Below are 13,814 nucleotides of genomic sequence, written 5' to 3' on the forward strand. Positions count from 1 at the left end.
AAGGAGAACAGCATGACGGCAGCAAAATGGGAAGGGGTCTTCCCCGCAGTAACCACCAAGTTCAAGGAGAACGAGGATCTCGACCACGCCGCGATGGAAAAACACTTCGCGTTCCAGATCGACAGCGGCGTCGACGCACTGATGACCTGCGGCTCGCTGGGCGAAGCCAGCACGCTGTCGTTCGACGAAAAGCTGGAAGTGACCAGGACCGCGCTGAACGTCGCCGCCGGCCGCGTGCCGGTACTGGTCAACGTCAGCGAAACGCGCACCGCGACCGCCTGCCGCTTTGTCGAAAAAGCGCATGAACTGGGCGTGCAGGGCCTGATGGTGATGCCGTCGGTGCTGTACGCGGCCGACGCACGCGAAGCGATGGACAACCTGCGCACCATCGCCAAGGCGGCGCAGCTGCCGATCATGGTCTACAACAATCCGGTGTCGTACAAGGTCGACCTGACGCCGGACGACTTCAAGGAACTGGCCGATTGCGAATGGATCGTCGCGATCAAGGAATCGACCGACAACGTGCGCCGCATCACCGACCTGCGCAACGCCGTCGGTCACCGCTATCAGCTGTTCATGGGCGTCGACGATTTGTCGTTCGAAGGCCTGGCGGTTGGCGCCGACGGCCTGCTGGCCGGGCTGGTGGTCGCGTTCCCGAAAGAGACGGTCGCGCTGTACAAGCTGATGAAGGCCAAGCGCTGGGACGAAGCGCTCAAGCTGTATCAGTGGTTCATGCCGCTGATGCACCTGGACGTCTCGAACAAGCTGGTACAGAACCTGAAGCTGGTGGAGACGCTGGCCGGCGTCGGCAACGAAAACGTGCGCCGTCCGCGACAGCCGCTGCAAGGCGCCGACCGCGCCCGCGTCACCGCCATCGTCCAGCAGGCGCTGGCGACCCGCCCGGACGTCGGCAACTTCTTCTAACCCCAGCGGTGTCAGTGCCGACATTCGGACACGAGCTCAACCGTAACTGACCATTACGGTTGAGCTCGTGTCCGAATGTCGGCACTGACACCGAAGGAGGCTAGCTGCGCTTGGCGACCGAGCCGCGCAGGATCAGTTGCGGCTCGATCGTGGTGGTGTTCGGCGGCGTCTTGCCGTCGATCGCGGCCAGCAGCTTTTCCATCGCGGCCGATCCCATCCGCTCGCTCTGCAGATCCACCGTGGTCAGCGGCGGTGAAGTGTATAAACCGTATTGAATATTATCGAAGCCGGCCACCGAGATATCCTCCGGCAGCTTGAAACCCAGCGTCTGCGCCGATTTCATGAAGCCCAGCGCCATCAGGTCGTTGTAGCAGATCAGCGCTTCGGGATGCTCGGCGCCCAGCATGATGGCCGAACATACCCGCTCCCCTTCCGCCGACGTCGGCGCGCTGCCTTCGTGCACCTCCAGCTCCAGCCCGTGCGCGGCCAGGCATTCGCGGATGCCGCCCAGCCGTTCCTCGTCGCGCCGCGAACGCGGAAAACCCAGGTAGGCGATGCGCTTGTGTCCCAGCGACACCAGGTGCCGCGTCAGCATGTAGGCGCCGCGATGGTCGTCGCTGATCACCCACGGGATGTCGAGCCGCGTCAGGCGGCCGAAGAACACCAGCGGCTTGCCCAGCTCCGTCATCCAGTCCATTTCCGCCTCGACCATGCGCGAGAACACGATGATGCCGTCCACGCGCCGGCTCAGCGCCTCCAGCAAGGGCCGTTCGCGGCCGGGATTCTCCTCGGTGTCGACCAGCAGCACCGTGTAGCCGTGCGCCTGCGCGACCCGGTTGGCGCCCTTGACGATGCTGGTGAAGTGGGGATTGCTGACGTCCAGCACCGACAGGCCGATGCTCTTGGTGCGGCCGGTGATCATCGAGGCGGCCAGCGGATTGGAACGGTAGCCCAGCTTGGCGATCACTTCCTTGATGGTCGCTTCGACGGCGGGCGAGAAGCGCTGCGCGCCGTTGACGAACTTGGAGACGGTAGCGGTCGAGACCCCGGCCGCCGCCGCGACATCGCGGATGGTTGCTACGTTTTTTTTCATGATCGGATGGTCGGAAAGCGTGGCGGTTGCTGCGCTAAAGCGACAATCTTATCATGTCGGTATGCGCCGTCTAGCGTCGCGGCGCGGTGGCGGAAAAACGAAAACTGGTGGTCGACTCGAAACGCTGCCCCGGATACAGCGCCGTGCTGGGAAACTCGGGATGATTCGGGCTGTCCGGCAGGTGCTGGGTTTCGAAGGCGAAGGCGCCATAACGCTGGTAGCCGACGCCTTCGCTGCCGACCTCCTTGCCGTCGAAACCATTCACGCTGTACAGCTGCACCGACGGCTCCGACGTCCACACCTCCATGCGCGTGCCGCTGGCCGTATCGGCGATGGTCGCCACCCTGGCGTAGGCCCCGTCCTTCTTGCTGAACAGCAGACTGTGATCGTAGCCCGCCAAGCCGCCGTTCGGCGCCTGCAACGGCGTGTCCTGCGGCGCCCGCAAGCGCGCGCTGACGCTGCCGCCGGCGCGGAAATCGAGCGGCGTGCCGGCCACGCCGCGCAACACGCCGGTCGGCACACGCAGCGCGTCGGTTTCGGCGTAGCGGTCGGCGTCGATCTGGAAGCGGTGCGTCTGCATGCCTTCGACGCCGGCGGCGGCGCCGCCCAGGTTGAAGTAGACGTGGTTGGTCAGGTTGAGCACCGTCGGCGCGCTGGAGACGGCACGGTATTCGATGCGGAATTCGTCGCTGTCGCGCAGCAGCCGGTAGGTGACGCTGATGTCCATCGCGCCGGGGAAGTTCTGGTCGCCGTCGGGACTGTGCAAGCGGTAGATCGAGCCGATCGACGCGCGGTCGGCGAAGTCCTGGCGCCGCCATACGCGCTTGTCGTACGGATCGGGATCGCCGTGGATGAAGACGCCCCGGCTGTTGGCGTGGAGGCTGACGCGTTTGCCGTCCAGCGTATAACCCGCGTTGCCGATGCGGCCGGCGTAGCGGCCGATGATGGCGCCGTAGCGCCCCCTGGTTTTCTCGAACGCGGCAAGATCGGGCAGGCTCAGGACCACGTTGCGGCGCTTGCCGTGGCGGTCGGCCACGTCGGCGGCGACCAGCGTGGCGCCGTAGTCGATATACACCAGCCGCATGCCGCGCGCGTTTTCCAGCACGACCCGCTCCACCGGCTCACCTTTGGCGGTGACGCCGTACGGCTGGACGCGGATGCCGGTGGCGGCCGCCGCCGTGCCCACGGCCAGCAACGACACCAGCATCCATATGGCGCGCTTACAGATCGGTGATTTCCTTATGACGCGGCACCAGGGCCTTCATCACGCCCCACGCCACCAGATAGGCCAGCGCGCAGATGCCGAACATGATCATGTAGCCGGTGTGGATGTCGTTGATCGATTTGTAGTAGTCGAACACCCAGCCGCCCAGCTTGGTCAGCAGCACGCCGCCGATGCCGCCGGCCATGCCGCCGATGCCGATCACCGAGGCCACCGATTTTTGCGGGAACATGTCCGACACGGTGGTGAAGATATTCGCCGACCACGCCTGGTGCGCCGAGGCGCCGACGCCGATCAGCAGCACCGGGATCCAGTAGCTGATCGAACCGAGCGGCTGCGCCAGCAGCACCACCAGCGGGAAGAAGGCGATCATCAACATGGCTTTCATGCGGCCGTCATACGGCGCGTAACCACGCGCCATGAAGTAGCTCGGGAACCAGCCGCCGCCGATCGAGCCGATCATCGTCATGCTGTACAACACGGCCAGCGGCAGCACGATGGCCTCGCCCTTCATGCCGTACTGCGCCGACAGATAGGTCGGCAGCCAGAACAGGAAGAACCACCACACGCCGTCGGTCATGAATTTGCCGAAGGCGAAGGCCCAGGTCTGGCGATAGCTCAACAGCTGGAACCACGACACCTTCTTGGCGGCGGCGATCGACGCTTCTTCCGTGGTCTCCACCGGCGCCACCGAGTCGCTGCGGATGTAGGCCAGCTCCTGCTTGGACAGCCGCGTTTGCTGCTCCGGCTTTTCGTACAGCCACAGCCACACGCTCATCCAGATGAAGCCCAGCATGCCGATCATGATGAAGGCGGCCTGCCAGCCCCACACGGCGGCGATCAGCGGCACCGTGATCGGGGCCAGGATGGCGCCGACGTTGGCGCCGGAGTTGAAGATGCCGGTGGCGAAGGAGCGCTCTTTTTTCGGGAAGTATTCGGCGGTGGCCTTGATCGCGGCCGGGAAGTTGCCCGCCTCGCCGACCGCCAGCACCGCGCGCGAAATCATGAAGCCGACGATGGACGGCACGGCGACCACGCCGAACAGGCCCAGCACCTTGGCGCCGGCCTCGCCCATCGGCACCGAGGCCGCGTGCATCAGCGCGCCGATCGACCAGACGCAGATCGCGACCACATAGGCCGCCTTGGTGCCGATCTTGTCGACCACGCGGCCGGCGAACAGCATCGAAATCGCGTAGACGAATTGGAAGGCGGCGGCGATGTTGGCGTAGTCGGTATTACTCCAGCCAAATTCCGTCGACAGCGAGGGGGCCAGCAGACTCAATACCTGGCGGTCCAGATAATTGACGGTGGTGGCAAAAAACAACAGTGCACAGATGGTCCAGCGGTATTTACCGACGGATTGACCCACCGCACTCACAGGCTCGCTCAGGTTCATGGCATCACTTTATATTATGGTTTTTGGTGATGATCTCTCGGTCTCCACGAGATCATTCAAGTCGTATGTCATCGTACAACCATAAAACAGGATAAGCAAGCGGAAAGATGCGCGGTTGTATGACAACCGCGCCGGTCGGCCTATTTGGCCGATTTCGCCATCACCAGCGCCACCAGGCTGATCACCGCTGCGCCCGACAGGTAGTAACCGACGTACTGCAAGCCGTAGTTGGTCGCCAGCCAGGTGGCGGCGTACGGCGCCAGCGAGGCGCCGAGGATGCCGGCCAGGTTGAAGGTGAGCGAGGCGCCGGTGTAGCGCACCTCGGCCGGGAACAGCTCGGACAGGATGGTGCCCAGCGGGCCGTAGGTCATGCCCATCAGACCCAGGCCGACCGACAGGAAGACGGTGACCTGCACCGCGCTGCCGGAGCCGAACAGCGGCGCCAGCGCCAACCCGAATACGGCAATCGCGGCCGAGACCCAGATCAGCGTGCGGCGGCGGCCGTAGCGGTCGGCCCACACCGCCGCGAGCGGGATGGTGGCGCCGAAGAAGATCACGGCGAACAATTGCTGGATCAGGAAGTCCTTGCGCGAGAATTTCAGCGCGGTGGTGCCCCAGCTGAGCGCGAACACCGTCATCAGGTAGAACAGCACGAAGGTGCACAGCGCGATCAGCGTGCCCAGCACCAGCACCCGGCGGTGCTCGCGCCAGACGGTGATGACCGGCACCTTGACCCGCTCGTTCTTTTCCAGCACCTTCTGGAAGTCCGGCGTTTCATGGATCTTCAGACGGATGTACAAGCCGACGATCACCAGCAGCGAGCTGGCCAGGAACGGGATGCGCCAGCCGTAGCTGAAGAACTCGGCGTCGCTCAGCGTCTGGCTCAGCAGCAGGAAGATGCCGCCCGACAGGAAGAAGCCGATCGGCGCGCCCAGCTGCGGGAACATGCCGTACCAGGCGCGCTTGCCCGGCGGCGCGTTCTCGGTCGCCAGCAGCACCGCGCCGCCCCACTCGCCGCCCAGGCCCAGGCCCTGGCCGAAGCGGCACAGCGCCAGCAGCGCCGGCGCCAGCGTGCCGATCGACGCATAGGTCGGCAGCATGCCGATCACCACGGTCGAGATGCCCATCGTCAGCAGCGCCGCGACCAGGGTCGCCTTACGCCCGATGCGGTCGCCGAAGTGGCCGAACACGGCCGAACCGACCGGCCGCGCGAAGAAGGCGATGGCGAACGTGGCCAGCGATTGCAGCGTGGCGGCGGCCGGGTCGCTGGCGGGGAAGAATAGCTTGGGGAACACCAGCACGGCGGCGGTGGCGTAGATGTAGAAATCGAAGAATTCGATGGTGGTGCCGATCAGGCTGGCGAACAGCACGGTGGCCGGCGAATTGGTCTTCGGCGATCCCGGGTGAGGCTGACTCATACATGCTCCTGCGGATGGGTGTGCGGGCCATCATACACACCGTTTCCGCAGGTTGCCAAGCAGATATGATTAACCTTTGATATCGATTTGCGCGAAAGCCGCGGCGATGTCGTCCGGCGCCAACGGCCGTACCACCCGCGCCACTTCCTGGCCGTCGCGCAGGAAGATCATGGTCGGCCACAACTTGACGCGGAACGAGCGCCCCAGCGGCCGGCCGGGACCGTCCTCGACCTTGTAATGGGCCACGCCGTCGTGGCCGGCGTAAGCCTCGGCCAGCGGCGCCTGCGCGGCCATGCAGTGGCCGCACCAGTTGGCGCCGAACTCCAGCATCACGGCGCCCTTCAGCGCATCGATTTCGGCGCGCTGCGGCGCCTCGGCGGTATAGCGGGTCTTCATTTATTTCGCTTTCACTTGTTTGCAGGGATCGCTGCGCTGCTGCGGCGCCACCGTCTGGACGCTGTCGTATCGGCCGCCGTTGTCGCCGTTTTCAATGAAGCCGATGCTGCGCACCGTCAGTGTAGGCGCGGTCTGGTTTATCCAGCGCGCGACTCCGATGTCCTTGCGCACGTGGCCGTTGCCGGCGATCAGCACCACGTCGCGCGGCCGCTGCTCGCGCACGATCTTGGCCATCCAGATATCGCGCGCCACCTGGGCGTCGACCATGCCGCCGACCATCATCTCCGGCAGCATATTGCAGTGGCCGACGACGATCTCCTGCTGCTGCGCGCTGCGGATGTCGGCCGGCAGCGGCTGGTCCAGATGGTAGTCCTGGATGCTCTTCGGATCGAAGGTGGCGCGCACGCCGTCGCGCACCACGCGCGAGGCGTCGGCGCGCGACAGGTTGGCCGCGACCAGCGGCAGCTGGTAGGTCAGCGCCAGCTGGATCACCGGGTAATACAGCTGCCAGTCCCAGCGCGGGCCGCCGACCACGCGGATCACGCATTGCGCGTCCAGGCAACCTTTCTGCGCCTGGGTCAGCGCATCCTGGTTCTCGCGGTCGAACTGCTCCATGACGATGGCCGGGCGCCAGCCCGCCTCCACCCGCCGCCGCAGCAACTCATAACGCAGCTTGTGGCCTTCGGCGTTGTCGTGCACTTCGCCCAGCAGCAGCACTTGCGGATTGTCGGCGACGGCGGCGACGACCGGGGCGGCCACCGGCTTGCCGCCGCTGGCGCAGCCGGTCGCCATCACCACGGCCGCCAGCGCAGCGGCCAGTGCCGCTTTCTGGAAAATCATCTGATATGCGGAAGTAGACATCGTCTCTCAATCGTAAAAGTGTTGTTGCTGCAGCGCAAAATTTAATTGCACACAGAGAAATATCAATGGCATTATGTTATTAAACGTGGTTTAATATCAAATCGGTAGCGTTTGCTGCCCCGCAATGTAGGTTTTTCTAATTAAATACAGCTTAACGCCCTGTTCATGCCGTAACGCCAGGAGTGCACCGTGAAATCCCCAACCTTGATTTCGATTGTTTTACTCGCCGTGAGTCTCGCCGGCGCCGCCCACGCCGGCAGCGACGTGCCCGCGACTCGCAATATTGCACCTGCAACAATTGAACTCGCCTCATGCGACGCCAACAGCCCTGCGCCGTGCGGCATCGGCGCCAGCGACGCCAAGACCACGGACGCCGACGATCTGCACGCCTTGCCGCCGTCGGACCCGAAGCATCGGCCGAACGCCGAGCCGGCCTCGCCGGTGCCGGAACCGCAGACTTTTGTGATGTTGATGCTGGGATTGGTGGTGCTGGGTTTCGCCTCGCGCCGCAGCAACGCATCGGAAAAATTCAAGGACTGAGCCAGCCGCCAGCCACCGAACCAGCCCGCGCCATGCGGGCTTTTTTTATAGGCAGATCGAACGGATGTTGCTGAGCGCTACACCGTGCAGGATGGCGCGAAACACGCATCCCACCTTTTGCCAGCCGTTGTCGGTGGCGATCACCGCAAACAAGGCCACCGCCACCACTATGCCGGCCAGAATCAGCAGGCCTTTGATCGTCTCTTTATTCATGCCGGCATTCTAGCCTGCCGGTCCACGCTTAAGCAACGGCCTCCAGCGTGTAATCGAAGTCGTAGTAGTGCTTGCCGCCCTCGATGCGGATGTTCAGCGTGCCGGCCAGCCCGGCCAGTTGGCCGCCGCCCGAATCGGGCACCACCTTCACCGCCAGCCCGGGCGCGCCGCGCGTCATGACGCCGCTGTGATGCAGCAGGAAGGTGCCGTCGCGGCCTTCCAGCGTGCCGCGCACCAGTTCCATCGCCACATAGGCGCCGGATCCCAGCGCGCGATCCATATACGCCAGCATCTCGCCCTTGCCGCTGGCCTGCAGCGCGCCGTGGTACTGCTTGTCCAGCGACATCCGGCCGATGCCGCTGTCGGCGGCGACGGCGGACATGGCTTCGGGCTGCATCTTGACCTCGAATTCTCCGGTAATCATGGGCATGGCGTTCTCCTTTAAGCGTGCAGACGGGCGTCGGCGTGCAGCGTGGCGTCGTCGACCGGCGTCACGCACGGCATGCGCAGCACGAAGCTGGCGCCCTGCCCCAGCACGCTGGAAACGGTGATGCTGCCGCCGAACTGCTTGGCGATCAGGTTGAAGACGATGTTCAGCCCCAGTCCGGTGCCGCCCTGGCCGCGCCGGGTGGTGACGAAGGGGTCGAACACCTTGTCCAGCATGTCCGGCGGAATGCCCTTGCCGTTGTCGGTGACCTGCATCTCGATCCAGTCGCCCTGCTGCGCCACGCCGATCATGATGCGGCCCTCGTCCTCGGGGTCGAAGGCGTGCTCGACGCAGTTCAAGGTCAGGTTGGTGATCACCTGCGCCAGCGCGCCCGGATAGCTGTCGAGCATGACGTCCGGCGGGCAGGCGATGCTGACCGTGATGCGGGTCTTCTTCAGCTTGGGCTGCAGGCTGGACACCACTTCGTTGATATAGTCGCGCAATTCGAAGCGGCGGCGCGCCTCGCTGACCTGGTCCACCGCGATCTGCTTGAAACTGTGGATCAGGTGCGCGGCGCGGTAGGCGTTGTTCATGATCAGGCGCGTGCTTTCGGCGGCCGTCTCCAGGTAGCGGGTGATGTCGGATTTCTTGATGTTGCCGTCCTGCACCGCCAGCTGCACCTTCTCGGTGGCCTCCATCAGCACCGAGGCGCTGGTCAGCGCGATGCCGACCGGGGTGTTGATCTCGTGCGCCACGCCGGCCACCAGTCCGCCCAGCGACGCCAGCCGCTCGGCCTGCAGCAGCGATTCCTGCGTGCGCCGCAGGTCGTCGAGCGCCTTGGTGGTGGTCTGGGCCGATTTGCGCGCCTCGTCCTCGGCCTCGCGGATGCGCTGGATATTCGATTTCACCTTGCGCTGGATGGCGTTGAAGCCGCGGATCACCTCGCCCAGCTCGTCGTGGCGGTTGTCCGGCAACTCCTCCACCTCGTCGCTGCCGCGCGTGGCCAGGTCGAACAGGCCGTCGCGCAGTTGCTTGAGCGGGTCGAACACGATGCGCAGCGACAAGGCCAGCGCCGCCACCAGGATCAGGTCCAGCAGCAGCACTTCGGTGACTTTGCGCCGCACCTCGGCGGCCAGCGTGGCGTCGATCTGGGCGCGGCTGAAGTTGACCACCACGCGGCCGACGATCACCGGCTTGAGCGAGGCGCCGGCGGCGCCGGAATCGCGGTAGGCCAGGTCGGCCACCACCGGGGTGCCGCCGACGGCGGCATCGTTCTCGATCGCGCTGACGCTGCCGTTTTCATTGCGCAGCTTGCCGGAAAACAGGCCCACCGAAGTGTCGTAGACGCGGATCGAGACCAGCTCGGGCGGCATCATCTCGGCGGCGACGATGTTGTCGACCTTGGCCTTGTCCAGATCCCACAGCGCCGACGGCAGGCTGGTTTGCAGCCGGGTCAGCACGCCCTGGCGCAGGCGCTGGCTGCTGACTTCGAGTTCATGGCCGAGGCTGTATTGCGCATAGGTGCCGGAAATGCCCAGCACCAGGGTCACGATGACCACAAACAGCAGCGTCAACCGGCCTTGAATACCAAACATCTACACCCTCCCCGGCAATATGGATTTCACGGCAACATCCCAATGTACGGTATGGGCCGCGACTTGGCAAGAAATAGGCTGTGGCCCGATGCCAACCACGTTGATCCAGAGCGCAGACTTTGCCCGCCCGCAATGGTAAGATCGGGAAATATAGTTCAGGATGCAACCGGGAGGCAGCATGGCAAGCAATTATCATCAACTGGCGCTGGCGGAGGTGCGGCCGGGCATGGTCCTGTCCGACGTGCTGCTCGACGTGCAGGGCCACGTGCTGTTGCCGCAAGGCACGGTGCTGACCGAGGCGATGCTGGCGCTGATGCCGCGCCACGGCATCGCCGTGCTGCCGATCGTCAAGGACGAGGTGTCGCCGGAGCAGGCGGCGGCGACGCTGGACCACCACGAGGCGCGCATCGCCCACTTGTTTCGCAAGAACGACGCCGACAGCGACAACGACTGGGCCACGGCCACGCTGCGCCGCTTCGTCACCGACTTCCGGCTGGGCGTAGAGGAGACTCCCGAGCATGAGTAATACACTGAGTTACGACGACGTGGTGCGCAACCTGGACGACCTGCCGTCGCTGCCGGCGGTGGTGATGGAGCTGCTCAACAGCATCGACCAGGACGATGTCGACATCTCGGTGCTGGCCAAGAAGGTCTCATACGACCAGGCGCTGACCGCCAAGACGCTGCGGCTGGCCAACTCCTCGCTGTACGGCCTGCAGGTCAAGGTCACCACCATCCAGCAGGCGATCACCTACCTGGGCTTCCAGACCACGCGCAACCTGATCACGGCGGCCGCCGTCACCGGCTGCTTCGCCGAGGGCCATTGCCCCGGCTTCGACCACAAGGCCTTCTGGCGCCACTCGATCGCCACCGCCGCCTGCGCCAAGGTGCTGGCGCGGCAGATGCGCTTCAACCAGGATTACGCCTTCACGGCCGGGCTGCTGCACGACATCGGCCGGCTGGTGCTGGTGGCGTGCTTCCCCAACCAATACTCCGAGACCATCGCCTGGCGCGAGCAACAGGATTGCTACCTGCTGGAAGCGGAACGCACGGTGCTCGGCGTCGATCACGTCGACGCCGGGCTCGCCTTGGCGGAACATTGGAATTTTTCGGATACGATGCGCTTGGCCATCGGCGGCCACCACGACCCGGAAGCGCCGGGCGCAGGGTTCCTGGCGGCCATCATCCATGTGGCCGACGCGATCGTACATGCGCTCGATCTGGCGCAGGTGCAGGACGATCTGGTCCCGCCTGTTTCCACCGTGGCCTGGAACGCACTGGGCCTCGATGAAGAAATCTATCTGCAGCTGTTCCGTGAAACGGAGTTGCAGTATGAAGAAATTTCTATGGTGCTGCTAAGCTGAACTGGCTACCTGCCGGGCCGGGTTGTCACACCGGCGCGGCAAGTGCGGGCCCCGCGGGCACATCAGTGACGCGCGTAGTTGCCTGCTTCGGCCTTTTCGGTGCGGTCTTCCGGCTTCGGGCGGCCTTGGGCGTCGGACAGACGATATTTGGTGCGGCGGTCGCCCATCAGGTCGCGCAGGTCGCGGATGCTCATGCCGGTCACTTCGTGCATGCGGATCAGCAGCGAGGCGCCGACCGGCAGGCGGTGGTGACGGATCTTGCTGATGACGGGCGGCGCGACTTCCAGCAGGCGCGACAGCGCGGCGTCGTTTTTCAGCTGCATCTTGCCCAGCAAGATATCCAGCAGATGATTGGGGTTGTAGCTTTCTTGGGAAGCGAGAGCGTGGTGTGCCATGATATTCCTCGTTGGTTGGGTGAAGAGATAGTGCTGGTTCGAACTTAAAAATAACTTAGGTTGCATGAATAAGTTCGCCGGCCCCATGATTGCCATTCGAGCAAGATAATTTTATGCTCAAAGGGGCCATTCCCGCCAACGTGCGTCGAGCGAAGATTGTTCAACATCAATCGCTGGCGAGAAACCTTAACAACAATGCTATTTCAACATATGGGGCGAGAGTGTGTCGCACGCAAGAACTTGTAGGAAACAAGTTCCGAAATAGGGCGCGCACCAGCGCCGGAAGGGACGATCGCGGCCCACGCCGATAAATTACGTTAAACTATCGCCTGTGCCGGCACGGCCGGCCTCTTCTCATAAAGCAGCCCATTGAAAACCAACACTCCAGTCCAGCCGCACTACTTCGTCCCGGAGCCGCTCGATAACGCGCGCCTGGCCCACTTGTGCGGCCCCCTCGACGAAAACCTGCGCCAGATTTCGGCCGCGCTGGACGTCACCATCTTCCGCCGTGGCGAGAAGTTCATCGTCAGCGGCCACAACGCCGAACGCGCGGTGCAGATTCTTGAACAATTCTATGCCGTCGCCAACAAGGTGGTGCCGATCGAGGAAGTGCAACTGGCGCTGGTCGAACAGCGTGCCAACGTCAACGCCGCCGCCGGCGCTGCGGCCGCCGCGATCGGCGCCGCCGCCAGCGACAAGGCGCGGGTCGTGGTCGACGCCATCGCCCCGTTCAACGAGCCGGAAATCAACAGCCCGGTGCTGAAGACCCGCCGCAGCGACCTGCGCGGCCGCACGCCGCACCAGATCCGCTACCTGCGCAACATCCTGGAGCACGACATCAGCTTCGGCGTCGGCCCGGCCGGCACCGGCAAGACCTATCTGGCGGTGGCCTGCGCGGTCGACGCGCTGGAACGCGACGCGGTCAAGCGCATCATCCTGACCCGCCCGGCGGTGGAGGCCGGCGAACGCCTCGGCTTCCTGCCGGGCGACCTGGCGCAAAAGGTCGATCCCTACCTGCGTCCGCTGTACGACGCGCTGTACGACCTGCTCGGTTTCGACCGGACGCAGAAAATGTTCGAGAAACAAATCATCGAGATCGCGCCGCTGGCGTACATGCGCGGCCGCACCTTGAACCACGCCTTCGTCATCCTCGACGAGGCGCAGAACACCACCGTCGAGCAGATGAAGATGTTCCTGACCCGCATCGGCTTCGGCAGCAAGGCCGTGGTCACCGGCGACGTCACCCAGGTCGACCTGCACAAGAGCCAGAAGAGCGGCCTGGTCGACGCGGTGCAGGTGCTGAAAGACGTGCGCGGCATCGCCTTCAGCCACTTCAACAGCGAAGACGTGGTGCGCCATCCGCTGGTCGCACGCATCGTCGACGCCTACGAAACCGCGCACAACCACGAAGCCGAGATCGCTCCCCTCCTCAAAGCCACCGCACTGAAAAATGTCCGTAAAAAATAAATTGACGCTGTCGGTGCAATATCCCGACGCGCGCCTGCAGGAAAGCATCACCCGTCCGAAAATCCGCCGCTGGGTGCAAGCCGCGCTGTTCGCGCCGGCCGAACTGACCATCCGCTTCGTCGACGCCGAGGAAGGCCGCAGCCTGAACCGCGAATACCGGGGCAAGGACTACGCCACCAACGTGCTGACCTTCGCCTACAACGAAGGCGAAGAGCTCGACGACGACGCGCCGACCCAGGCCGACATCATCCTCTGCACCGACGTGCTGGAACAGGAAGCCGCCGAGCAAAAGAAAACCGTCGAGGAACACGCCGCCCACCTGATCGTCCACGGCGTGCTGCACGCTCAGGGCTACGACCACATGGACGACGAGGAAGCGACCGAAATGGAAGGCATCGAAACCGAACTGCTGGCCAGGCTCGGCTACGCCGATCCCTACGCCGACTAGGCGCCGTTGTGGGATGAACGGGGCTGTCTTTTTGACAAAAACGGCCCCGCCTGCC

The 13,814-nt window shown here is 64.3% G+C and carries 16 protein-coding genes; 6 read left to right on the plus strand and 10 right to left on the minus strand.

Annotated elements, in window-relative coordinates; all coding sequences use genetic code 11:
- Positions 1-12 precede the first annotated feature (12 nt).
- A complete protein-coding gene (locus GW587_RS20590) occupies positions 13-924 on the plus strand; it encodes a dihydrodipicolinate synthase family protein (RefSeq protein WP_166106473.1) in 912 nt (303 codons plus the stop codon).
- Between the two features lie 100 nt (positions 925-1,024).
- On the opposite strand, the gene GW587_RS20595 is transcribed toward GW587_RS20590, so the two are convergent.
- The 6 genes from GW587_RS20595 to GW587_RS20620 form a co-directional block, all read right to left on the minus strand.
- Complete coding sequence (locus tag GW587_RS20595) at positions 1,025-2,017, minus strand: LacI family DNA-binding transcriptional regulator (RefSeq protein ID WP_166106474.1); 993 nt, start codon at positions 2,015-2,017, stop codon at positions 1,025-1,027.
- Positions 2,018-2,087: 70 nt separating this feature from the next.
- Positions 2,088-3,218, minus strand: coding sequence for an aldose epimerase family protein (locus tag GW587_RS20600; RefSeq protein ID WP_166106475.1), 1,131 nt, complete (start codon positions 3,216-3,218; stop codon positions 2,088-2,090).
- A 19-nt stretch (positions 3,219-3,237) separates the two neighbouring features.
- Positions 3,238-4,635 carry an MFS transporter gene (locus GW587_RS20605; RefSeq protein WP_166106476.1) on the minus strand — a complete coding sequence of 466 codons (1,398 nt, stop codon included), beginning with the start codon at positions 4,633-4,635 and terminating at the stop codon, positions 3,238-3,240.
- 140 nt (positions 4,636-4,775) lie between these two features.
- Positions 4,776-6,053, minus strand: a complete 1,278-nt coding sequence (locus tag GW587_RS20610; RefSeq protein ID WP_166106477.1) for an MFS transporter — start codon at positions 6,051-6,053, stop codon at positions 4,776-4,778.
- Positions 6,054-6,122: 69 nt separating this feature from the next.
- Positions 6,123-6,449 carry a thioredoxin family protein gene (locus GW587_RS20615; protein WP_166106478.1) on the minus strand — a complete coding sequence of 109 codons (327 nt, stop codon included), beginning with the start codon at positions 6,447-6,449 and terminating at the stop codon, positions 6,123-6,125.
- Positions 6,450-7,310, minus strand: coding sequence for a ChaN family lipoprotein (locus GW587_RS20620; RefSeq protein WP_229259566.1), 861 nt, complete (start codon positions 7,308-7,310; stop codon positions 6,450-6,452).
- Positions 7,311-7,499: 189 nt separating this feature from the next.
- Between GW587_RS20620 and GW587_RS20625 the strand changes: the two genes are divergently transcribed.
- Entirely contained in the window at positions 7,500-7,850 is a 351-nt protein-coding gene (locus tag GW587_RS20625) for a PEP-CTERM sorting domain-containing protein (protein WP_166106479.1), read from the plus strand.
- A 45-nt stretch (positions 7,851-7,895) separates the two neighbouring features.
- Here GW587_RS20625 and GW587_RS20630 read toward each other — a convergent pair whose 3' ends face one another.
- Genes GW587_RS20630 through GW587_RS20640 form a run of 3 tightly spaced genes read right to left on the minus strand, consistent with a single transcriptional unit; the run spans position 7,896 to position 10,085 of the window.
- Positions 7,896-8,063 (minus strand): hypothetical protein, encoded by a 168-nt coding sequence (locus GW587_RS20630; protein WP_166106480.1) that lies wholly within the window; start codon positions 8,061-8,063, stop codon positions 7,896-7,898.
- A 28-nt stretch (positions 8,064-8,091) separates the two neighbouring features.
- Positions 8,092-8,493 (minus strand): DUF3224 domain-containing protein, encoded by a 402-nt coding sequence (locus GW587_RS20635; protein ID WP_166106481.1) that lies wholly within the window; start codon positions 8,491-8,493, stop codon positions 8,092-8,094.
- 11 nt (positions 8,494-8,504) lie between these two features.
- Positions 8,505-10,085, minus strand: a complete 1,581-nt coding sequence (locus GW587_RS20640) for a sensor histidine kinase (protein ID WP_166106482.1) — start codon at positions 10,083-10,085, stop codon at positions 8,505-8,507.
- A gap of 178 nt (positions 10,086-10,263) precedes the next feature.
- Here GW587_RS20640 and GW587_RS20645 point away from each other — a divergent pair, with 178 nt between their 5' ends.
- Both GW587_RS20645 and GW587_RS20650 read left to right on the plus strand, forming a co-directional pair.
- On the plus strand, positions 10,264-10,611 hold the full coding sequence (locus tag GW587_RS20645; RefSeq protein ID WP_166106483.1) for a hypothetical protein: 348 nt from the start codon (positions 10,264-10,266) through the stop codon (positions 10,609-10,611).
- Positions 10,604-11,449 carry an HDOD domain-containing protein gene (locus GW587_RS20650; RefSeq protein ID WP_166106484.1) on the plus strand — a complete coding sequence of 282 codons (846 nt, stop codon included), beginning with the start codon at positions 10,604-10,606 and terminating at the stop codon, positions 11,447-11,449. The genes GW587_RS20645 and GW587_RS20650 overlap by 8 nt, the downstream gene beginning before the upstream one ends.
- A gap of 62 nt (positions 11,450-11,511) precedes the next feature.
- On the opposite strand, the gene GW587_RS20655 is transcribed toward GW587_RS20650, so the two are convergent.
- Complete coding sequence (locus GW587_RS20655; protein WP_166106485.1) at positions 11,512-11,844, minus strand: hypothetical protein; 333 nt, start codon at positions 11,842-11,844, stop codon at positions 11,512-11,514.
- Between the two features lie 369 nt (positions 11,845-12,213).
- On the opposite strand from GW587_RS20655, the gene GW587_RS20660 reads away from it, so the two are divergent.
- Together GW587_RS20660 and ybeY are read left to right on the plus strand one after the other, a co-directional pair.
- Positions 12,214-13,311, plus strand: a complete 1,098-nt coding sequence (locus tag GW587_RS20660) for a PhoH family protein (protein WP_166106486.1) — start codon at positions 12,214-12,216, stop codon at positions 13,309-13,311.
- Complete coding sequence (ybeY, locus tag GW587_RS20665) at positions 13,295-13,759, plus strand: rRNA maturation RNase YbeY (protein WP_166106487.1); 465 nt, start codon at positions 13,295-13,297, stop codon at positions 13,757-13,759. Before GW587_RS20660 ends, ybeY begins: the two co-directional genes overlap by 17 nt.
- The last annotated feature ends 55 nt before the right edge of the window (positions 13,760-13,814 follow it).

Source organism: Duganella aceris (assembly GCF_011090165.1).
Taxonomy (GTDB): domain Bacteria; phylum Pseudomonadota; class Gammaproteobacteria; order Burkholderiales; family Burkholderiaceae_D; genus Rugamonas; species Rugamonas aceris.